The organism is Cupriavidus sp. DL-D2, from assembly GCF_039710735.1.
Classification (GTDB): domain Bacteria; phylum Pseudomonadota; class Gammaproteobacteria; order Burkholderiales; family Burkholderiaceae; genus Cupriavidus.
Genome location: NZ_JBDKXK010000001.1, coordinates 120416 through 141799 on the forward strand (window position 1 = coordinate 120416; position 21384 = coordinate 141799).

General features: G+C 63.1%; 19 protein-coding genes. 16 read left to right on the forward strand and 3 right to left on the reverse strand.

The genetic code is table 11. The features are described 5' to 3' along the window. Positions 1–3021 carry a phosphoenolpyruvate carboxylase gene (ppc, locus tag ABDB81_RS00530; RefSeq protein WP_346809304.1) on the reverse strand — a complete coding sequence of 1007 codons (3021 nt, stop codon included), beginning with the start codon at positions 3019–3021 and terminating at the stop codon, positions 1–3. Between the two features lie 116 nt (positions 3022–3137). On the opposite strand from ppc, the gene hemC reads away from it, so the two are divergent. The 3 genes from hemC to ABDB81_RS00545 are packed head-to-tail and all read left to right on the forward strand — an operon-like array spanning position 3138 to position 7513. Then, positions 3138–4178, forward strand: a complete 1041-nt coding sequence (gene hemC, locus ABDB81_RS00535) for a hydroxymethylbilane synthase (protein WP_346809306.1) — start codon at positions 3138–3140, stop codon at positions 4176–4178. Between the two features lie 10 nt (positions 4179–4188). Continuing rightward, positions 4189–6318, forward strand: a complete 2130-nt coding sequence (hemDX, locus tag ABDB81_RS00540; protein ID WP_346809308.1) for a fused uroporphyrinogen-III synthase HemD/membrane protein HemX — start codon at positions 4189–4191, stop codon at positions 6316–6318. 4 nt (positions 6319–6322) lie between these two features. Next, a complete protein-coding gene (locus ABDB81_RS00545; RefSeq protein ID WP_137927268.1) occupies positions 6323–7513 on the forward strand; it encodes a heme biosynthesis protein HemY in 1191 nt (396 codons plus the stop codon). 81 nt (positions 7514–7594) lie between these two features. On the opposite strand, the gene ABDB81_RS00550 is transcribed toward ABDB81_RS00545, so the two are convergent. Then, positions 7595–9151: a deoxyribodipyrimidine photo-lyase gene (locus ABDB81_RS00550; RefSeq protein ID WP_346809311.1), complete on the reverse strand. Its 1557-nt coding sequence runs from the start codon at positions 9149–9151 to the stop codon at positions 7595–7597. A 51-nt stretch (positions 9152–9202) separates the two neighbouring features. Here ABDB81_RS00550 and ABDB81_RS00555 point away from each other — a divergent pair, with 51 nt between their 5' ends. The 13 genes from ABDB81_RS00555 (at position 9203) to ABDB81_RS00615 (ending at position 19584) form a co-directional block, all read left to right on the forward strand. Beyond that, positions 9203–9919, forward strand: coding sequence for a 16S rRNA pseudouridine(516) synthase (locus ABDB81_RS00555; protein WP_137927266.1), 717 nt, complete (start codon positions 9203–9205; stop codon positions 9917–9919). 98 nt (positions 9920–10017) lie between these two features. After that, the gene (locus tag ABDB81_RS00560) at positions 10018–10590 is read left to right on the forward strand and encodes a YqgE/AlgH family protein (protein ID WP_137927265.1); all 573 of its coding nucleotides are present in this window, start codon (positions 10018–10020) and stop codon (positions 10588–10590) included. Further along, entirely contained in the window at positions 10583–11020 is a 438-nt protein-coding gene (gene ruvX / locus ABDB81_RS00565) for a Holliday junction resolvase RuvX (RefSeq protein WP_346809313.1), read from the forward strand. Before ABDB81_RS00560 ends, ruvX begins: the two co-directional genes overlap by 8 nt. Further along, positions 11017–11541: a bifunctional pyr operon transcriptional regulator/uracil phosphoribosyltransferase PyrR gene (pyrR, locus tag ABDB81_RS00570; protein ID WP_160472881.1), complete on the forward strand. Its 525-nt coding sequence runs from the start codon at positions 11017–11019 to the stop codon at positions 11539–11541. Before ruvX ends, pyrR begins: the two co-directional genes overlap by 4 nt. A gap of 89 nt (positions 11542–11630) precedes the next feature. Then, positions 11631–12602, forward strand: a complete 972-nt coding sequence (locus ABDB81_RS00575; protein WP_137927262.1) for an aspartate carbamoyltransferase catalytic subunit — start codon at positions 11631–11633, stop codon at positions 12600–12602. A 142-nt stretch (positions 12603–12744) separates the two neighbouring features. Continuing rightward, entirely contained in the window at positions 12745–14019 is a 1275-nt protein-coding gene (locus ABDB81_RS00580; protein WP_346809315.1) for a dihydroorotase, read from the forward strand. Between the two features lie 40 nt (positions 14020–14059). Then, positions 14060–14878, forward strand: coding sequence for a lysophospholipid acyltransferase family protein (locus tag ABDB81_RS00585; protein WP_346809316.1), 819 nt, complete (start codon positions 14060–14062; stop codon positions 14876–14878). Positions 14879–15051: 173 nt separating this feature from the next. Then, positions 15052–15750, forward strand: a complete 699-nt coding sequence (locus tag ABDB81_RS00590) for a WbqC family protein (RefSeq protein WP_346809318.1) — start codon at positions 15052–15054, stop codon at positions 15748–15750. 53 nt (positions 15751–15803) lie between these two features. Next, on the forward strand, positions 15804–16469 hold the full coding sequence (locus ABDB81_RS00595; RefSeq protein ID WP_346809320.1) for an acetyltransferase: 666 nt from the start codon (positions 15804–15806) through the stop codon (positions 16467–16469). Further along, positions 16466–17380 carry a hypothetical protein gene (locus ABDB81_RS00600; protein ID WP_346809322.1) on the forward strand — a complete coding sequence of 305 codons (915 nt, stop codon included), beginning with the start codon at positions 16466–16468 and terminating at the stop codon, positions 17378–17380. Before ABDB81_RS00595 ends, ABDB81_RS00600 begins: the two co-directional genes overlap by 4 nt. 4 nt (positions 17381–17384) lie before the next feature. Then, positions 17385–17759, forward strand: coding sequence for an EamA family transporter (locus ABDB81_RS00605; protein WP_346809324.1), 375 nt, complete (start codon positions 17385–17387; stop codon positions 17757–17759). A 5-nt stretch (positions 17760–17764) separates the two neighbouring features. Further along, positions 17765–18916 carry a dTDP-4-amino-4,6-dideoxygalactose transaminase gene (gene rffA, locus ABDB81_RS00610; protein WP_346809326.1) on the forward strand — a complete coding sequence of 384 codons (1152 nt, stop codon included), beginning with the start codon at positions 17765–17767 and terminating at the stop codon, positions 18914–18916. 14 nt (positions 18917–18930) lie between these two features. Next, entirely contained in the window at positions 18931–19584 is a 654-nt protein-coding gene (locus tag ABDB81_RS00615; protein WP_346809418.1) for a class I SAM-dependent methyltransferase, read from the forward strand. A 57-nt stretch (positions 19585–19641) separates the two neighbouring features. Here ABDB81_RS00615 and ABDB81_RS00620 read toward each other — a convergent pair whose 3' ends face one another. Next, positions 19642–21222, reverse strand: coding sequence for a hypothetical protein (locus ABDB81_RS00620; RefSeq protein ID WP_346809327.1), 1581 nt, complete (start codon positions 21220–21222; stop codon positions 19642–19644). Positions 21223–21384: the final 162 nt, after the last annotated feature.

Below are 21384 nucleotides of genomic sequence, written 5' to 3' on the forward strand. Positions count from 1 at the left end.
TTAACCGCTATTCCGCAACCCAGCCGCCACCCCGTTGATCGTCAAGTGAATCCCGCGCCGCACGCGCACATCGTCGGCGTCCTTGCCGGCGCGGTAGCGCTTGAGCAGTTCCACCTGCAAGTGGTTCAGTGGATCGAGGTACGCGAAGCGGTTCTTGATCGACCGGGCCAGCAGCGGATTCTCCGCCAGCCGCTCCGCACGGCCCGTGATCAGGGCCAGCATGTCGCAGGTCAGGTGCCACTCGGCGCTGATGCGCGAGAACACCGTCTTGCGCAACGCGGCGTCTTCGCACAGCCCGGCGTAGCGCGAGGCCACGGCCAGGTCGGTCTTGGCCAGCACCATGTCCATGTTCGACAGCAGCGTGCGGAAGAACGGCCATGTCTTGACCATGCGCTTGAGCGTGGCGATGACGGCCTTGCGGGCCTTCTCGTCCGGAGCATCGTTCAGCAGGGATTGCACCGCGCTGCCGAAGCCGAACCAGCCCGGCAGCAGCAGACGGCACTGGCCCCACGAAAAGCCCCAGGGAATCGCACGCAGATCTTCGATCTTGCGGTGTTTCTTGTCCATCAGCTTGCGCGAGGCCGGTCGTGAACCGAGGTTCAGGTCGGCGATTTCCGTGATCGGCGTCGTGGCGAAGAAGTAATCCTTGAAGCCCGGGGTGTCGTAGACCAGGTGCCGGTAGCTCGTGAACGCGCGGTCCGACAACTGCTGCATGATGGCCTCGAAGCCTTCCAGTCCCGCTGGCGCGTTCTGCGTGGGCAGCAGCGAGGCTTCCAGCGTGGCCGCGATCACGGTTTCCAGATTTCGCCGGCCGATCTCGGCATTGGCGAACTTGCTGTTGATGATTTCGCCTTGCTCGGTCAGGCGGATCTGGCCGTTCACGGTGCCCGGCGGCTGCGACAGGATGGCTTCGTACGTCGGGCCGCCGCCGCGACCCACCGTGCCGCCGCGGCCGTGGAACAGGCGCAGCTTGACGCGGCGTTCCTCGAACAACTTCACCAGCGCGAGTTCGGCCTTGTAGAGTTCCCAGTTCGAAGTGAGGAAGCCACCGTCCTTGTTCGAATCCGAATAGCCGAGCATCACTTCCTGCTCGACGCCATGATGCTTGATCACCGAATCGAAGCCCGGCAGGTCCAGCAGCGATTCCATGATGCCGGCGGCGTTGCGCAAGTCCTCGATGGTTTCGAACAGCGGGATGACCATCAGCTCCATGCGCGCCGGATCGGTCTTGCTGCCCAGCGTGCCGCGCAGCATGCCGGCTTCCTTCTGCAGCAGCATGACCTCGACGAGATCGGACAGCGTTTCGGTGTGCGAGATGATGTAGTTGCGCGCCACGCGGTTGCCATAACGGGCACGCAGGTCACGGGCCATGCGGAAAATGGCCAGTTCGCTGCGGGTCTGCTCGGAATAGTCGTGCCAAGGCAACGTGAGCAGGCGCGGCTGGCGCAGCTCGGCCAGCAGCAGTTCCAGCTTCTTTTCCTCTGACAGTGCAGCGTAATCATTCGCGATGCCGGCGGCCTGGAACAGCTCGGCGATCACGGCCTCATGCACGTCCGACACCTGGCGCATGTCCACCGATGCCAGATGGAAGCCGAAGATGGCGATGGCGCGCACCAGCGCGTCGATGCGACCGCGAGCCAGCGATTCCCCGTGGTGCGAGCGCAGCGAATCGACCACGATCTGCACATCGGCGGCGAAGGCCTCCGCGTTGTCGTACGGGGCCACATCGGCCACCGGGTGGCGCTGGGCCTCGTGGCCGGTCAGGCTTGTCGTGGTCGCGGCCAGGCGCGCATAGATGCCGATCAGTGCGCGGCGATACGGCTCGTCGGCACGATGCTCGGAATGGTCGGGCGACGCCTCGGCCAGTGCGAGCAGCTCGGGGCTGGCATCGACCATCAGCGAGGACAGCGGCAGTTCCGCGCCCAGTGCGTGGACCTCGTCGAGATACCACTGCATGATCAGCGTGGACTGCTGGCGCGAGGCGTACTCCAGCGTTTCGGCGGTCACGTTCGGATTGCCGTCGCGGTCGCCGCCGATCCAGGAACCCATCTGCAGGAACGGCGCCAGCGGCGCGGGCATGGTACCTGCCTTGCTCTTGCGCGGGAATACGGTCGCGATGTCTTCCTCCAGTTCTGCCATCAGGCGCGGAATGCCGTGGAGGAACGTGGTGCGGTAGTAGGACAGCGCGTTCTCGATTTCGTCCACGACCATCAGTCGCGTATTGCGCAGCATCCGGGTCTGCCAGAGCGTAGTCACGCGCGCACGCAGTTGCGCCGTGTTGTGATCGCGTTCGCGCGCGGTCATCGGCAGGTCGCGCTCGGCCAGCAGGCGCGCAATCTCGCGCTCGGCGTCCAGGATCGACTTGCGCTGCACTTCGGTCGGGTGCGCGGTCAGCACCGGCATGATCAGCGAGTTGTCGAGGAAGTCGCGCAACTGCTTGCCGGTCACACCGGCGGCATCAATGGCTTCCAGCGCACGGGCCAGGCTGCCCGGCTGGGCCGGCGAGCCCGCCAGCGCATGCACGCGTCGGCGGCGGTTGTGGTGCTGGTCCTCGGCGATATTGGCGAGGTGCGAGAAGTAGCTGAAGGCGCGGACGACCGAATTGGTCTGATCGCGCGACAGGCGTTTCAGCAGGCGGTCCAGCTCGGCCCCGGCGGCACGGTCGTTTTCGCGGCGGAACCGCACGGCGGTCTGGCGGATCGTCTCGACGAGTTCGAACGCGGCATCGCCTTCCTGTTCACGCACGGCATCGCCCAGCAGGCGGCCGAGGAAGCGGATGTCGTCGCGCAGCGGCAGGTCCTTGTCGGCGGCGCGGCGGGCGGGGGGAGCCGTGGTGGTCCCTTCGGGCGTCACCACGGTGAGCCTGGGCCGGGCGGATGCCTTGCGGGCGGGGGTGTTCGTAGATTTCGCGGGGGCGCCCGGCGTGGTGTCTTTCGCGTCATGCTGGCCTGAGGCTGGCGTAACTGACTTGCGGCCGGTGGAACGGGATCGGCCGGTAGGGCGCGCAGCAGGCTGCGTCATGAAACTATCTCCTCGTATCACTGCGTTTATAGATATATGTATTCGGCACAAGACAGGTACGTTTCGTCCTCTTCCCGGGTGCCGGAAGAGGATAGGGTGCGTGCTAACATGCGCGCATGCAAGCACCCGCCCAAACTCCCGTCCAACCGTCCGCACAATCGCCGTCTGCGGCCTCCGCGTCTTCTTCGTCCGCTGCCGCCACAGATCGTAGCGCGCCGTCCCGCCTCGTGATCGCGTCGCGTGAAAGCAGACTGGCGATGTGGCAGGCGGAACATGTGCGTGCTGCGTTGCAACAATACTATCCCTCGTGCGATGTGTCCATTCTGGGAATGACGACACGGGGTGATCAAATTCTCGATAGGACACTGTCGAAAGTTGGCGGCAAGGGCCTGTTCGTGAAGGAGCTGGAAGTCGCGATGGCCGAAGGGCGTGCCGACCTGGCCGTGCATTCCCTCAAGGATGTGCCGATGGAGTTGCCCGAAGGGTTTGCCTTGACAGCCGTGATGGAGCGCGAGGATCCGCGCGACGCACTGGTGTCCGCCGAATACGCTTCGCTCGACGATATGCCTCCGGGCACGGTGGTCGGCACGTCGAGCCTGCGCCGCGAAGCCGCGTTGCGCAGCCGCTACCCGCATCTGGTCATCAAGCCGCTGCGCGGCAACCTCGATACCCGCCTGGGCAAGCTCGACCGTGGCGAATACAGCGCGATCATTCTCGCCGCCGCTGGCCTGAAGCGGCTGGGCATGGGCGACCGCATTCGCGCGCTGATCGGGCAAGACAGTTCGTTGCCCGCGGCTGGACAAGGTGCGCTGGGCATCGAGATCTGCTCGAACCGGCCCGAATTGGCCGAATGGCTTGCCCCCCTCAATCACTCCTCGACGTTGCTGGCCGTTTCCGCCGAGCGCGCCGTGTCGCGTCGGCTGGGTGGGTCGTGCCAGGTGCCGCTGGCCGCCCATGCGCGCTGGCACGACGACATCCTGCAACTCGATGCATTCGTGGCCTTGCCCGATGGCACGCGCAGCGTGCGTGCCCATGCCACGGGTCCGGTGAATTCGGTGCAGGCCGCAGAGGCCCTCGGCACCGCCGTGGCCGGAGACCTGCTCGCCCAGGGTGCCGACGCCGTGCTGGCTTCGCTCGCCACGGCCGGACCTGCCTGAGGACGCCCCGATGCCTCGCCCGACCGTCGTCGTGACGCGACCTGCCGGGCAGTCCCGGCAATTGACCGAAGCGCTGCAAGCCGCCGGTCTGGATGTACTGGGTTTTCCGCTGTTGGCGATCGGCCCTGTTGCGGATGACACTGCCATGCGCGATGTGCTGGCCCGGCTGGCCGAGTACGCGCTGGTGGTGTTCGTGAGCCCGAACGCAGTGTCGTTCGCGTTCGATGCGCTCGCACAGGTGCAAGGCACCACTGGCGCCGCGCAATGGCCGGTTGCTGTGCCCGTGGCCGTGGTGGGGCCATCGAGCGTGACCGCGCTGGCCGAGCGCGGCGTGACGGCGCCAACGTATCGGGTGATCGCGCCGGCCGGCGCTCAGGCCAGTCCCGAGCAGTCCCCCGAAGTGCCGCGCTTCGATTCCGAGGCGCTGTGGTCCGAACTCGACACCACGCCAGGTGCCTTCTCGGGCCGGCGTGTCCTGATCATCCGGGGCAACGGCGGCCGCGATTGGCTTGGCGACCGCCTGCGCGAAGCGGGCGCCACGGTGGATGCCGTGGAAGCCTATAGCCGCACGCTGCCCGAGCCCACCACCATGCAGTGGCAGGCGGTGCGCGACAGCCTCAAGCCCGCCGCGCCCCCCTACGCCTGGTTGCTGACCAGTTCCGAAGCGGTGCGCAACCTCGACGCGCTGGCGCGGTTGCACCTGTCGCCTCAGGAATACGAGCGCCTGAAGCAGGTGCAGTGCATTGCGCCCCATGCGAGAATTGCCACGCAAGCCCTGACACTCGGCTTTGCGCACGTGCTGCCTGCCGGACCCGGCGATGCCGGACTGCTGGCCGCCTGTACGCAATGGAGCAATGCCCATGCAGGGCCGGCCACGCCGGTGGCGACGCCGCCTGTGCAGACCGCGGCAAGCGCGGTGTCGACGGCAGAGCCGGCATCTGCCGCAACCCACGAATCAACCGGATCGCCCAGATCCACGACAACGAAGGCCGAACGCGTGACGCCAGACACTACGTCCTCCTCGTCCAGCCATGCCGCATCGTCTGCATCCTCGCAATCGACCAGTGCGACGGGTGCGGCGGGTGCAGCCGCCCATTCGATGAATCCGCCGCACGCAGCGCCCGGGGCTTCCCGCCGGATATCGCCGTGGTGGCCGGTGGCGGCGCTACTTGTGATTGCCATCGCCGCCGGCTTCTGGTGGCTCCAGATGCGGGTCGAACACCTGACCACGGAACTCGCCCGGCGCCAGCAAAGCAACGACGCGATGGTGCAGGAAACGCGCGTGCTCTCGAAGAACGCGCAGGACATCGTCAAGGAGTTGCAGGCGAAGGTCGGCGCGCTCGACGGACAGGTCGTGGAAGCGCGTGACAAGCAGGCCGCGCTGGAGCAGGTCTACCAGGACCTGATGCGCAATCGCGACGACTGGGAAATCGCGGAAATCCAGCAGTTGCTGACCAATGCCGGCCAGCAGCTCCAGCTCACCGGCAATGTCCAGGTGGCACTGGCGGCGCTGCAGAGCGCTGATGCCCGCCTGGCGCGTTCCGACAAGCCGCAGTACAACCAACTGCGCCGCGCCATCGCCCGCGACATTGCGCGGATGAAGGCCGTGCCCGATACCGACCTGACTGGCGCCGCGATCAAGCTCGACGAATCGATCAACCAGATCGATGCATTGCCGCTGCTGTCCGGCGAACAGATGCTCGACCGCACGCCGGGCGAAGGCCGCCACGCGGCGAAGGGTGCCTCGGCGCCTGCCGCCAGTACGGCTGCCCCGGCCGGCAATGTGCTGACGCGTACGTGGGACTACATCGTGTCCGAACTGGGTCACGTGATCCGCGTGCGCAAGGTGGACGATACCAACGCCTTGCTGCTGTCGGGCGACCAGGGCTGGTTCCTGCGCGAGAACGTCAAGCTGCGCCTGCTCAATGCGCGGCTGGCGCTGCTCTCGCGTAACGAGCCCGTGTTCCGCAATGACCTGGCGGCTGCCCAGGCGATGATCGGGCGCTATTTCGATACGCGCTCGCGCCGTGTGCAGGGCGTGCTGACGCTGCTCAAGCAGTCGCAGGCCAGCGCCGTCACCGTGTCGCTGCCGACGATGGCCGAAAGCCTCAGCGCGCTGCGCGCCCTGAAAAAGGAGTAGCCGCATGCGACTGCTTTTCTGGGTAGCTGTCCTATTTGGCGGCGCGGTGGGACTGGCGCTGTTCACGCAGTTCAATCAGAGCAACGTGGTGCTGTTCTACCCGCCGTACCGGGTGGAAATGTCGTTGAACCTGACACTGGCGCTGCTGCTGCTGGTCTTCTTTGTTATCTGGACGATCATGTCGGCGTTCCGACATCTCGCCGAGATGCCGCGCCGTGCCGCGGCCTATCGCGAACGCAGCCGCATGAGCAAGGCCCAGGCCGCGCTGCGCGAATCCATCGAAAACCTGTTCGCGGGGCGCTTCGCGCGAGCCGAACGGGCTGCCAAGGAAGCTCAGGTCTGGCCGGAGCAGGCGCAGACCGCCGCGCTCGTGGGCGCGCGTGCCGCGCACCGGATGCAGGAATCGGGGCGCCGCGATGCCTGGATGGCGCAAGTGACCGATCCTGATCGGGAGCAGGCCCGGCTGGTGTCGATGGCCGAACTGCTCGTCGATGCACGCGATGCCGAGGGTGCGCTTGAGACTATCGCTCAATTGCAGGAGAAGGGCGGTCGCCAGATCCACGTGCAGCGCATCGCGCTGAGAGCGCACCAGCATCTGAAGAACTGGACCGAAGTGCTGCGGCTGGCGCGCTCGCTCGAGAAACGCAACGCGCTGCATCCGGTGCTGGCGCTGCGGCTCAAGCAGATGGCCGTGGAGGCGATGCTGGAAGAGCGTCGCCATGACGCTGAGTCGCTCTATCACTTCTGGCGCTCACTGTCGGCCGATGAACGTCACGCGGTGCGCATCGCCGAACAGGCCGCACGCTATTTCTCGGCGCTGAACCGTCAGACCGAGGCGCGCCGCATCATCGAGGAAGCGCTCAAGGTCAATTGGGACAGCCGCCTTGTGCAGCGCTACGCCGACTGCGCGGAGCCCGGCAAGGCGCTGCCGCAGATCCAGCAGGCCGAACGCTGGCTCGTCGATCACCCCAACGATGCCGATCTCTACTACACGCTCGGGGTGCTATGCCTGGGCGAACAGCTCTGGGGCAAGGCACAGTCGAACTTCGAACGTACGCTGAAATACGCCGACCGCGACAGCCAGCGCCGCATCTGCGTGCGCGCGCATCTGGCGTTGGCGCGGTTGTTCGAGGAAACGGAACGGCCCGAGGAAGCGCAGAAGCATTATCGGGAAAGTGCGATGCTGGCGGCTTGATCGCCGCTTTTCCCGCTGTTGGTTTTCTCCCCTCTCCCGCTTGCGGGAGAGGGGAGAAAACCGAGAGGCGGCGAAAACTCTTCACTCTTCCCGCACCTTCGACCCTTTCACCTTCCCATACCGTTCCAGCGTCTCCATCCGCGCCACGCTGTGCTGCACGATGGGCCTCGGATAGTTCTCGCCCAGCCGGACCCCCGCAGCCGCCAGCACCTCATCCGGCGCTGTCCACGGCGCATGCACATATCGATCCGGCATCTCGGCCAGCACCGGCAGATACTTGCGAATGAACTGGCCTTTCGGGTCGAACTTCTCCGATTGCGTGACCGGGTTGAAGATACGGAAATAGGGCTGGGCATCGCAGCCGGTGGAGGCCGCCCATTGCCAGCCGCCGTTGTTCGATGAAAACTCGAAATCGTTGAGCTGATCGGCAAAGTATTGCTCGCCCGCGCGCCAGTCCACGCCCAGGTCCTTGACGAGGAAACTGGCCACCACCATGCGCAGGCGGTTGTGCATGTAGCCGCTCTGGTTGATCTGCAGCATGGCCGCATCCACCAGCGGGTAGCCAGTCTGGCCCTGGCACCACGCGTCGAGATACTCCTGGGTCGTGTCGGCATCCACCCACTGCAGCGCGTCGTATTCCGGATGGAAGCACTTGCCTTCGGCCACGCGCGGATGGTGGTGCAGGACCATGAAATAGAAATCTCGCCAGATCAGTTCGGACAGCCAGACGGCCGCGCCGGCGCTGGCCACGCCACCGTCGCGCACGGCTTCGTGGGCGGCGCGCACCAGCGTGCGGATCGAGATCGTGCCGAAGCGAAGGTGAACAGACAGGTAGCTTGGGCCACGCACCGCCGGGAAATCGCGCCGGTGCCCGTAGTCGCCAATCCGTCCCATGAAGTCATCGAGCAAGGCCCGGGCGCCGTCGCTGCCTGTGGGCATGGCGATATCGGCAAGATTGGTCGGCGCGAAACCCAGCGAGGCCAGCGCAGGCAGGGCATGGCGATGGGCCGATGGCACCGGCGCGAGCGCTTTCGCATATGGTTCGACCGGATACTCCCGCAAGTCGAACGGCTGCACGGCCTTGAGCCACGCGTTCTTGTACGGCGTGAACACGCTGAACGGCTTGCCTTGCCCGGTCAGGATCTCGTCGGCCTCGAAGATGCACTGGTCCTTGAACGTCAGCAGATGGCGCGCGTCCCGGGCCAGCGCTTCGCGCACTGCTGCATCGCGATCGTTGGCAGCAGGTTCGTAGTCGTGGTTGGCGAAGACGACCTCGATGCCGAGTTCGGCGGCAAGGCTGGGGATGGCCTCGCGCGCTGTGTCATGGAGCACGATCAGGCCGCCGCCGGCCTCGGTCAGCGTCTGGCGCAGCGGTTCCAGTGACCGCAGGATGAACTCGACGCGACGATCCTGCTGGAGTCCGCGTTCAAGCAAAGGGTCCAGGATCTCGCGGTCGAAAACGAAGGCGCACCATACCTGGCGGCAGTGCTTGAGGGCATAATGCAGCGCCGCATGGTCGTCGGCGCGCAGGTCGCGCCGGAACCAGACCAGTCCGCGGTCATAATCCCGGTCGATCCGGTACGGCAGGCGCCCGGTGGCTGCGCCTGCGTCAGTGGAAGATTGAGGTGATCTCGGCATCGCCGTAACCTAACATAGCCACCAGTCATTCCGTATTTGAAGAGTTTTCCCATGGCCATCACACTCGACCGCATCCTTCAATCCCAGGGCTTTGGCACACGTCGCTATTGTGGCGATCTCGTGGAGGCCGGGCTGGTGGAGGTCAATGGCGAGCTGTGCGAGGACCCGGGCGCGCGCTTCGACGTGGATGGCCTGCGCCTGACCGTCGATGGCGAGGAATGGCTGGCTTGCACCAAGGCTTACCTGATGCTCAACAAGCCCACGGACTACGAGTGCTCGCAGAAGCCGCGCCACCATCCGAGCGTCTACAACCTGCTGCCGGTGCCGTTGCGCCAGCGTGAGGTGCAGGCCGTGGGGCGGCTCGATCACGACACCACGGGCCTGCTGCTGCTGACCGACGACGGCCAGTTCATCCATGCCCAGACTTCGCCCAAGAAGCAGGTGCCCAAGGTCTACGAAGTGACCACATTCGACCCGGTCACTCCCGAGCAGGTCGAGGCACTACGCACCGGCGTCAAGCTGGACGACGAGCCAGCCCCGATTGCCGCCGATGCCTGCGAGGCCATCGGCGAACGCACGCTGCGCCTGACGTTGATGCAAGGCAAGTATCACCAGGTCAAGCGCATGGTGGCCGCCGCAGGCAATCATGTGACGGCGCTACACCGGAGCCACATCGGCAATCTGGCCCTGGACCCGGCGCTCAAGCCCGGCGAATGGCGCTGGCTGACGGCCGAGGATCTGGCCGCGCTGAAGCCGTCGGCGGGTTGATGAGCTTCCGTTTCCGAGTTGGCCGAAGTGCGGAAAGCGTTGTTCGGACACAGAACATTTACGCAGAAGTCGGGCGTTGATTTGGTAGAATGCAAGCCATGGCGACGCCCGAAGCTCACATCAATCTCACCAATCAGTTCCTGATTGCCATGCCCGGCATGGCCGATCCGACGTTTTCGGGTTCCGTTGTCTACCTTTGCGAGCATAACGAGCGCGGCGCGCTTGGGCTGGTGATCAACCGGCCGATCGATATCGACATGGCGACGCTGTTCGACAAGATCGATCTCAAGCTCGAAATCCAGCCTGTTGCCCACCAGCCGGTCTACTTCGGCGGCCCGGTGCAGACCGAGCGCGGCTTCGTGCTGCATGATCCGGTCGGCATCTATGTGTCGTCGTTGGCGGTGCCCGGCGGTCTCGAAATGACGACGTCCAAGGATGTGCTGGAAGCCGTTGCCAATGGCAGCGGTCCGCATCGTTTCCTGCTGACGCTCGGTTACGCCGGGTGGGGCGCGGGGCAGTTGGAAGAAGAACTGAGCCGCAATGGCTGGCTGACTGTCCAGGCCGATCCAGAGATTATTTTCAGCGTGCCGCCCGAGGAACGTTTTGCGGCGGCCGTTCGCCTGCTGGGCATCGATGTGGCGATGCTGTCGGGCGAGGCAGGGCATGCCTGAGTTGCCGGGGCGCGAGACGCCCCACGACGGCACGGTGCTCGCGTTCGACTACGGCGAGAAAAAAATCGGCGTGGCGCTCGGTAATTTCATCACCCGGCAAGCACGCGCCCTCACCATCCTTCCCAATATCACGGTCGATGGCCGCTTCGAGGCAGTTGGCGCGCTGATTCGCGAGTGGACGCCTGTGCGCCTCGTGGTCGGCCTGCCGATCAACCCCGATGCTGGTGCCGATGACGCCGAACAGGCCTCGATGCGACTTGCACGCCGCTTCGGTAATCAGTTGAATGGCCGCTTCGACCTGCCCGTGGAATGGGTGGACGAGCGCTATTCCTCGCGTGCGGCGTCCATGGCGGGCGCCAAGCGCGGTGCGCTGGACGCCGAGGCTGCCCGGATCATCCTGCAACAGTATTTCGACGAACTCCCGCTATGAACCAGACCTCCACTCCCGACGCCGAGGCGCTGTACCACGCGCTGCGCGACCAGGCCCAGGCCCTGATGCCGTCCAGCGACCGTGCGCGCTGGTCGGTGGCTGGCATCCACTCTGGCGGCGCCTGGATTGCCGAGCGTCTGGCTGCGGATCTGAACCTGGGCGGCCACGGCGTGATCAACGTGGCCTTCCATCGCGATGACTATGCGAAAAAGGGTCTTCATAGTCAGGCGCAATCGACCACGCTGCCATTCGACGTGCAGGATCGCAACGTCCTGCTGATCGACGACGTACTGGCCACCGGCCGCACGATCCGCGCCGCGGTCAACGAACTGTTCGACTACGGGCGCCCGGCCCGCGTGGCGTTGATGGTGCTTGCGGACCGTGGTGGCCGCGAGTTGCCGTTCGCTGCCGAGTTTGCCGCCACCACTGTGGACCTGCCGCAAGACAAGACACTGGTGCTGTCACACCAGGGTGAGGGCGCCGCCATGCGTTTTGCCTTCGCCACTGAAGCGCGCACCTGAGCGCCGAGCCGGTGTCAACCGGCACCGCCCCTTGCGCGTCAAGCACCCCAGCCATACCTAGACCGAATCCAGCGCCCGACCCACCTGCCATGACCAAGACGTTCCGCAACCCGCAGCTCACCAAGAACGGAGAGCTCAAGCACTTGTTGTCGATCGAAGGGTTGTCGCGTGACATGATCACGCACATCCTCGACACCGCCAGCCAGTTCGTATCGCTGTCGGATTCCGACCGCGAGGTCAAGAAGGTGCCGCTGCTGCGCGGCAAGAGCGTGTTCAACCTGTTCTTCGAGAATTCGACGCGGACCCGTACCACGTTCGAGATCGCCGCCAAGCGGCTGTCGGCGGACGTGCTGAACCTGAACATCAACGCATCGTCGACGAGCAAGGGCGAATCGTTGCTCGACACCATCAACAACCTGTCGGCGATGTCGGCGGACATGTTCGTGGTGCGCCACGCCAGTTCCGGCGCCCCGTACCTGATTGCCGAGCACGTGGCGCCACACGTCCACGTGATCAACGCCGGCGACGGCCGCCATGCGCACCCGACGCAGGGTCTGCTGGATATGTACACCATCCGGCACTTCAAGAAGGATTTCACGAACCTGACGGTTGCCATCGTCGGTGACATCCTGCACTCGCGCGTGGCCCGTTCTGACATCCACGCGCTGACCACCCTGGGTGTACCTGAAGTGCGAGCCATCGGTCCCCGTACGCTGCTGCCCTCGGGGCTGGAGCAAATGGGGGTGCGCGTCTTCCACAACATGGAAGAGGGACTGAAGGGCGTGGATGTGGTGATCATGCTGCGCCTGCAGAACGAGCGGATGAGCGGCGCGCTGCTGCCGTCCGCGCAGGAGTACTTCATGGCGTATGGCCTGACGCCGGAACGGCTGGCGCTGGCCAAGCCCGACGCCATCGTGATGCATCCGGGTCCGATGAACCGCGGCGTGGAGATTGACTCCGCCGTGGCCGACGGCCCGCAGTCGGTGATCCTGAACCAGGTCACGTTCGGTATCGCCGTGCGCATGGCAGTCATGGGAATCGTGGCTGGAAATAACGACTAGGAAGCACTATCAAAATGATTCTGGCGTCGTTGCGCGACCTTGCCGTACCACTTGTACTGTCTGCGGTCGCGCGCCTAGCCATAACCGCTTCGCTTCCTTTTGATAGCGCCTCCCAAAGCGAACAACGAAAACCGAACCAGACATGAAGATTCACATCCAGGGTGGCCGCCTGATCGATCCGGCCGCAAACCTAGACGCCGATCAGGACCTGTTCATTGCCGCCGGCAAGGTGGTGGGCGTCGGCAAGGCGCCCGCCGATTTCCATGCCAACAAGACCATCGACGCACGCGGCCTGATCGTGTGCCCGGGTCTGGTCGATCTCTCCGCACGACTGCGTGAGCCGGGCTTCGAACACAAGGCGACGCTGGAATCCGAAGTGGCTGCGGCATCGGCGGGGGGTGTCACCAGCCTGATCTGTCCGCCCGATACCGATCCGGTACTCGATGAACCGGGCCTGGTCGAGATGCTCAAGTATCGCGCGCGCAAGCTGAACCAGACGCACGTGCATCCGCTGGGTGCACTGACCGTGGGGCTGAAGGGCACGACGCTGACGGAGATGGGCCAACTGACCGAGGCCGGCTGCGTGGGCTTCAGCCAGGCTGAGGAGCCGATCCAGGACACGAAGGTGCTGCTGCGCGCGATGCAGTATGCCCAGACGTTCGGCTTCACACTCTGGCTGCGTCCGGAAGACCCGTTCCTGGGAGGTGGCGTGGCGGCGAGCGGCGCCGTGGCGTCGCGGCTGGGTTTGTCAGGTGTGTCGGTCATTTCCGAAACGGTGCGCCTGCATACGATCTTCGAACTGATGCGCAGCACCGGCGCGCGCGTGCATCTGTGCCGCCTCTCGTCCGCCGCGGGTCTGGAACTCGTCCGTCAGGCGCGCAAGGAAGGTCTGCCGGTGACTTGCGACGTGAACATCCACCACGTGTCGCTGACTGACGTGGACATCGGTTTCTTCAACAGCCAGATGCGCTTCACGCCGCCGCTGCGTAGTGGCCGGGACCGCGACGCGATCGTTGCCGCGCTGACCGATGGCACCATCGACGCATTGTGTTCCGACCATACGCCGGTGGACGACGACGAGAAGCTGCTGCCGTTCGCCGAGGCCACGCCCGGTGCAACCGGGCTGGAACTGCTGCTGCCGCTGACGCTGCGCTGGGCCGCCGAACACAAGGTGCCGCTGGTCAAGGCGCTGGCACGTATCACCAGCGAGCCGGCCCGTGTGGCTGGGCTGCAGGTCGGTGCGCTGACAACGGGCAGCGCGGCGGATATCTGCGTATTCGATCCGAAACTGGTCTGGAAGGTGGAGCGCAACGTACTGAAGAGCCAGGGCAAGAACTCGCCATGGCTCGGCTACGAGATGGAAGGGCGCGTGCGAGTGACGTTGGTCGGCGGCCAGGTCGTCTACGAGCAGCGCTGAAGCGAGTCGCCAGGCGCTGAACAAGGATCGGGATTCGACGATGATCTGGTTACGCAAGCTGCGACTCGGGCTGCATCTGTTGCACGCAATGCTCCTTTGCCTCACGGTCTTCCCGTGGGCAAACACTCACACCCGTGAACGCCTGATCCGGGCCTGGTCGCGCAAGCTGCTGGCGCTCTGCAACATCGAGGTCGAGGTGCAGGGCCTGCCGCCCGGGCAAGGCGCCCCGCGTGGGGCCATGCTGGTGTCGAACCACATTTCCTGGCTCGATATCTACGTGATCCACAGCTGGCAACCCGTGCGCTTCGTGGCCAAGTCCGAAATCCGTAGCTGGCCGGTGGTTGGATGGCTTTGCGACAAGACCGGCACCATCTTCATCGAGCGTGGTAGGAAGCGCGATGCGCATCGCGTGCTGCATCACATCACCGAGGTCATGCAGCAGGGCGACCTCGTCTGCGTGTTTCCCGAAGGCACCACCACGGACGGCAGCCACGTGCTGCCCTTCCACGCCAACCTGATGCAGGCACCCGTCGCCGGCGGATTGCCGGTGCAGCCGGCAGGGCTGAGCTACGTGGACGCCGCGACTGGCAAGCCAACGCTGGCACCGGCGTACATCGACGATATCTCGCTGGGCCAATGCCTGGACGCCATCCTGCGGTCACCGCCGATCAAGGCGCGGCTGACGTTTGGTCCCCAACTGTTGGCGCATTCGGCAAGCCGAAGGGAGTTGGCGGAGGCGGCGCGGGAGGTGGTGGTGTGTCTGGTGGGGGAAACCCCCGAAGCGGCCAGCGAGGTGGCCGACCGGCTGCGGCAGGCTCCGCTGGCCGTGGCATCGCCGCCGGTGGCCGCCACGTCCTGAGGGATGCCGATCCCGGCCGGGCAAGCCTCCGGGGAGATTTGCGATTCGGTTAAACTATGCGGCTTTATCGCGCTGGTTGCTGCCGATCTCATGCGGTCGAAGCCAACCTGCGGAACGACCGGCAAGCCACACACCGCCCGCACCGCGCGCGAGGCGTCAGGAAAGGGAAGCACATGAAATCCGTGGCTATCGTGCAGTCCAACTACATTCCGTGGAAGGGCTATTTCGATATGATTGCCAGCGTAGACGAGTTCATTCTCGACGATGACATGCAGTACACGCGCCGTGACTGGCGCAATCGCAACCAGATCAAGACGCCCCAGGGTGTGCAGTGGCTGACGGTCCCGGTGCAGGTGAAGGGTCGGTATGACCAGAAGATCCGCGACACCGAAATCGACCCGTCCGCCGATTGGGCCCGGACGCACTGGCGCACGTTGGAACAAAACTACCGTCGCGCACCTCATTTCGGCGAGGTGGCACGTTGGGTTGAGCCGCTGTACTGCGATGCCGCATACGAAAACCTGTCACAGCTCAATCGCATCTTTATCGAGGCGATCTGCGCTTATCTCGGTATCGAAACCAGGATCTCGAACTCCTGGGACTATGAGCTTACAGACGGTAAGACGGAGCGGCTGGCGGACTTGTGCGCGCAGGCAGGGGGCACCGAGTATGTATCGGGCCCGTCGGCGAAGGATTATGTCAATGAAGCAGTCTTCGCTGACCGTGGCATCCGGCTGACCTGGTTCGACTACGCTGGCTATGTCGAGTATCCGCAGCTTTGGGGCGAATTCACGCATGGCGTTTCTATTCTCGACCTGCTGTTCAATTGTGGTGCCGATGCGCGCTGCTATATGAAGCACGTCCAGCCTTGAAGTTGTCGGTCGTTGAATAGTCGTCAGGAAAGGCGCAAACCAGGAGATTGGCAATGAAGACACCATTGGTGATTTTCGGAGCGGGCGATATTGCACAGCTTGCCCACTACTACTTCAGCCACGACTCCTCGTACGAAGTTGTGGCATTTTGCGTGGATGCGGCCTATCTGGAGCAGAGCAGTTTTTGCGGCTTGCCGGTAGTACCCTTCGAGGAAGTGGCAGATCGCTATCCGGCCGAAGGCCATGCCATGTTCGTTGCATTGAGCTATGCAAAGGTAAATGCCTTGCGCAAGGCAAAGTACGAGGCAGTGAAGGAAAAGGGCTATCGCTTGGCCGCCTATGTCAGTTCGCGCGCAACGGTATTGAATGACGGTCAGATCGGCGAGAACTGTTTTATCCTGGAGAACAACGTCATCCAGCCGTTCGTGAGCATCGGTAACAACGTGACGCTCTGGAGCGGCAATCACATTGGCCATCATTCGACTATCGCCGACCATTGTTTCCTTGCCTCGCATGTCGTTGTCTCGGGCGGCGTGACGATCGGGCAGCAATGCTTTATTGGCGTCAATGCCACACTGCGCGATCACATCACGCTGGGCGAACGCTGTGTGATTGGGGCCGGTACGCTGATTCTTGTTGATGCGGAAAGCGAGGGCGTCTATGTGCAACAGGCAACGCCGCGCTCTGCGGTCCCCAGCTCAAGGTTGCGGAAGATATGAACAGGAACGGCCGTTGGCGCAAGCTGGGGTGCATTTTCTGCCCGGATGGTTCGCTTTCCTGGATGCGAAGCCATGCTGCGGTTCCCATTGCACAACCACTGGGCGGCGATCTGTTTCGCGTCTATTTCAGTTCGCGGGACGCGGGAAACCGCAGTCATACAGGCTACGTCGACATCGATATCACGCGGCCCTCGGTGATTGTCGCGCAGGGACGGGAACCGGTACTGTCTCCGGGCGAACTGGGCGCATTTGACGACAGTGGTGCCATGGCGACATGGTTGACACCGGGTCCGGATGGCGATCGGCTCTACTATATCGGCTGGAACCTTGGCGTGACCGTACCGTTTCGTAACGCAATCGGACTTGCTGTGGCCCATGCGCCCGGTGTATTCGAGCGTTACGCGCGCGGGCCTATCGTGGACCGCACGGTCAACGAACCCCATTTTTGTGCCAGCTGTTGCGTGCTGCGTGACGAGACGCAATGGCGCATGTGGTATCTCGCCTGCACGGAATGGCGAGCCACGCCTAAAGGGCCGGAGCATCGGTATCACATCAAGTACGCCACGTCGGAAGATGGCATTCACTGGCAACGCAACGGTGTCGTGGCCATTGACTACGCCAATGACGCCGAGCTGGCAATTTCCCGGCCATCAGTGATGCGGGACGCGGACTGCTGGCGCATGTGGTACTCCTATCGGACTGACTATTACCGGATCGGTTATGCCGAATCGGAAGACGGTATCCGGTGGGTGAGGAAGGACGACGCGAGCGGCATTGACGTTTCGGAGAGCGGATGGGACGCCGAGATGATCGAGTATCCTTTCGTGTTCGACCACGCTGGACAGCGCTATATGCTATACAACGGCAACGGTTACGGCGCGACAGGCTTTGGTCTTGCCGTGCTGGATTGAGAACATGACACGCGCTTTTGACTATCTCTATATTCTTGCAACGATCTTGCTGACGACATACGGGCAGTTGATCCTGAAATGGCGTATCGGCAAGTTCGGTGCAATGCCGACAGCACCGTTTGAAAAGCTGCGTTTCCTTATCCTGCTATTGCTGGATCCGCTCATTTTCTCGGGTTTCTTTGCCGCGTTTCTTGCATCGCTCGCCTGGATGGCGGCCATGACAAAGTTCGATCTTAGTCAGGCCTACCCGTTCATGAGCCTGAACTTCGCCATCGTGTTGTGCCTGAGTATCTGGTTTCTGGGCGAGCCGTTTTCCAGCCCGAAACTGTTCGGTGTAGCGTTAATCATGTTGGGTACTGTTGTCGCGGCCCGCGGCTAGATTCGATGAAAGACCAGACTATTCCATTCAACTTGCCGCATCTGACCGGCGACGAATTCACCTACGTGGCCGAGATTGCCCGCACGCGCAAGCTGGCGGGAGACGGGCAGTTCACCAAATGGTGCAGTGACTGGATCGAGCAACGTACGGGGTGCGCGCGAGCCCTATTGACGCATTCATGCACGGCAGCCCTCGAAATGGCGGCGCTGCTGCTGGACATCCAGCCGGGCGACGAAGTCATCATGCCGTCCTACACGTTTGTGTCCACAGCCAACGCGTTTGTGTTGCGGGGCGGTGTGCCGGTTTTCGTCGATATTCGCGAGGATACGCTGAATCTCGACGAACGGCTGGTTGAGGCCGCGATTACGCCCCGTACGCGTGCCATCGTTCCGGTTCACTACGCTGGCGTTGCTTGTGAAATGGACGTGCTCAATGACATCGCGCGCCGTCATGGCCTGAAGGTCGTGGAGGATGCCGCGCAGGGTGTCATGGCTTACTACCGTGGCCGTCCTCTTGGTGCGCTGGGTGATCTCGGTGCGTTCAGTTTCCACGAAACCAAGAACGTGATTTCCGGCGAGGGCGGCGCATTGCTTGTGAACGATCCCGCGCTGGCACTGCGTGCAGAGATTATTCGTGAGAAAGGTACGGACCGCAGCCGATTCTTCCGCGGGGAGATAGACAAGTACACGTGGCAGGAAGTTGGCTCATCGTATTTGCCCAGCGAGGTGATTGCTGCATTTCTGCGCGCCCAGCTCGAACATGCCGAGGCCCTGACCGCGGACCGCATGGTGAGTTGGAATCGATATCACGCGGCGTTTGCCGATCTGGAATTCAGGGGCCTGTTGCGCAGGCCAATCGTTCCAGAGCACTGCGACCACAATGCTCACATGTACTACGTATTGCTGCCCGATCACATCGACCGGCAAGGTGTCCTGGAAAAGCTCAAGGCAGCCGGTGTTGCATCGGTGTTCCACTATGTCCCGCTGCATTCATCGCCCGGTGGTCAGCGCTACGGTCGGGTGCACGGTGGGCTGGCAGTGACAAACCGCCAATCCGAGCGCCTGATTCGCCTGCCGCTGTGGGTCGGGATGGAGGAGCAATTTCCGGCAAGAATTGCGCGCATCATGATGGAAGCGATCGTCGGTGCAGACAGCTAATGCAAAAGTCCGAAATGATGAATGAACGCACTGATCTGCTGGATGAGGTGGCTGGATATTATTCGGCCAAGCTCGCCGAATATGGCCAGACCGCGCAAGGCGTGGACTGGAACGGGGAAGAAAGCCAGGTGCTTCGATTCGCGCAACTGGCCAGGATTATCGGCGATACCAAGGACTCGTTCAGTGTCAACGACCTTGGCTGTGGCTATGGGGCACTCAGGGAGTACCTGGGCGGGTTGTATCCGGCACTGACCTACACGGGAATCGATGTTGCCGAAGAGATGATCCAGGCCGCTGGGCATCGTCATGGTGCCGATGCGTCGACGCGTTTCATCGTCGGGAGCGAACCGGATGCGACGGCCGATTTTGGCATCGCGAGCGGCATTTTCAATGTCCGGATGGCGCGTGGTGACGGTGAGTGGCTGGATTACATCAAGAGCTCACTCGATACCATGAACCGCACCAGCCGCCTGGGATTCGCATTCAATTGCCTGACCTCGTATTCCGATGCGGATAAAATGCGCAACACGCTGTACTACGCGGACCCATGCGAGTTGTTCGATCATTGCAAACGACACTATTCGCGTAACGTCGCGCTTTTGCACGACTACGGGCTGTACGAATTTACGATCCTGGTCAGGAAGGACGAAGGCGCCACGCCGAAATGACGCATGGTGCCTGTCCGGTTTGATGGCAGGCGGATACTTGCACGTATCCGCTGCGCATCAACGCGTCGCTGCTGCCTGTCGTACGTCTTGCGCCGGCATGGAATGCGGGCATCGTACGTTATGGATCACAAGGCCGCCGCGGTCGTGAATTACCTTGTCGACGAGTGTGGACTGGAAATGCTCCTCGCAGTAGATGCGTAGTCGCTCCAGGCGCCCCGGTGGCATGCTGATCGATAAGCCTTCCGCGCTTGCCAGGCGAACCAGAAAACCACGACCAGCCGTTTCCTCCTTTGTCGCGACGGAGAACGGCGCGGGCGTGGAGACGCCCATTGGGTAGATCTGCACGGATTGTGCGTCCGTGAATCCATCGAACGGTGGAAAGGCGGATTCATAGGGGAAGGCGGGACCCCACACGAACAAGGTTCCCTCCGGAAGCCCCTTGAGTTGCAGTCGAGCCTGCGAAAGCCGGGATTGTGCCTCGACCTGATAGGGCCATACCGCATGGAAGGCAGCGGCACTTGCCAGGAGCAGCGCAAAGCCCGCGAGACCACGCGCCCATGCCGGGCGACCATTCAGCCCGCACACCGCCACCAGCAACACGAATGCGCAGAGTGGATAGTTGACGCGAATCACGCCGGGCCGTCCGATGGCGCCAAGCGCGAACACGGCAGCACCCACCAGCACGCCAAGGATGACGACCACGCGCGATGGGCTCACGAGCGTGATGATCAATGCGCAGGCCAGCAGTGGCCACAGTTGATCCACAAATAGCTGGCGTAACGATTCCAGGCCCATGCCGAATCCACGTTGCACCCATGCATGAAGGTCTACGTCTTTCAGCATGGCGTTGAGCTTGGCGGGGTCTGTCAGTTGCGGGTCCACAAAGAACCAGTCGCTGACAAGATCGATGTCGTTGGGCGAGTACCCGTACCGCGCCAGGACGTCGGGCCGGTTCTTCACCTGGTTGCCGGCGCGGAAATCGGTGTAAGGTGCCCGCGCGATATTGAATTCATGGAATGTCTTCCACGCAGTCGTATCGTAGGCAGCCTTGTTCAAATGCGCCGCGCCAGCGATCGAAACAGCCAGGAGGACAAGCGCGGCCTGCATTGCCCGATTGCGGACCAGCGTCTTCCAGGGCATGAATGGCACGCCAACCGCGAGGACAAGCCAGAATTCCTGGTCCCGTATCAAGTAGGACAGGAAGCCGAGCAGGCTCGCCAGGACAAGGCTGAACTTCTCTCCGGTCTCGGCATACGTACGCCAGCCCAGGACTGCGGCCACAGCCAGCAAACCAGCGTTGAGCGTGAATTGAGGAAACAGCACAGGCCAGACGAAGATCAGCGTGACGGCGATCAATGCGTGAATCCAGGTCACACGCAGGCGCATCAGGAAGTGGAGCGTGGCAGCACAAGACACCACGATGACGAGTGTGGAGGCGACGGTGTAGCCGACGACATTGCCAAACTGCGGCATGGCCCGGACGATATTGCCCCATAGGACGTTCGAGAAAATAAGGTTCGGCGAGCTTTGGGCAACAAATCCATAGCCGTGGGCAATCATCGACATGCCAACGTCATCGTTGGTCTCCCACATTGGCGTGAAATACGCCGAAAGCAGGAGAACCAGTCCAATCGACATGAAAATTGCCAAGGCAAGATGTTGATAAGCGCCCGATCGCGATCGGTGGGCGCTGTTCTGAAAAAGATTCTTATGCATCGAAGGTTGTTCTCGGGCCTTCTGGTGAGGTTGGCAGTTCATTGCCGGCGATTCTACGCGGCAAAAATCCGGGGCGGGTTCGCA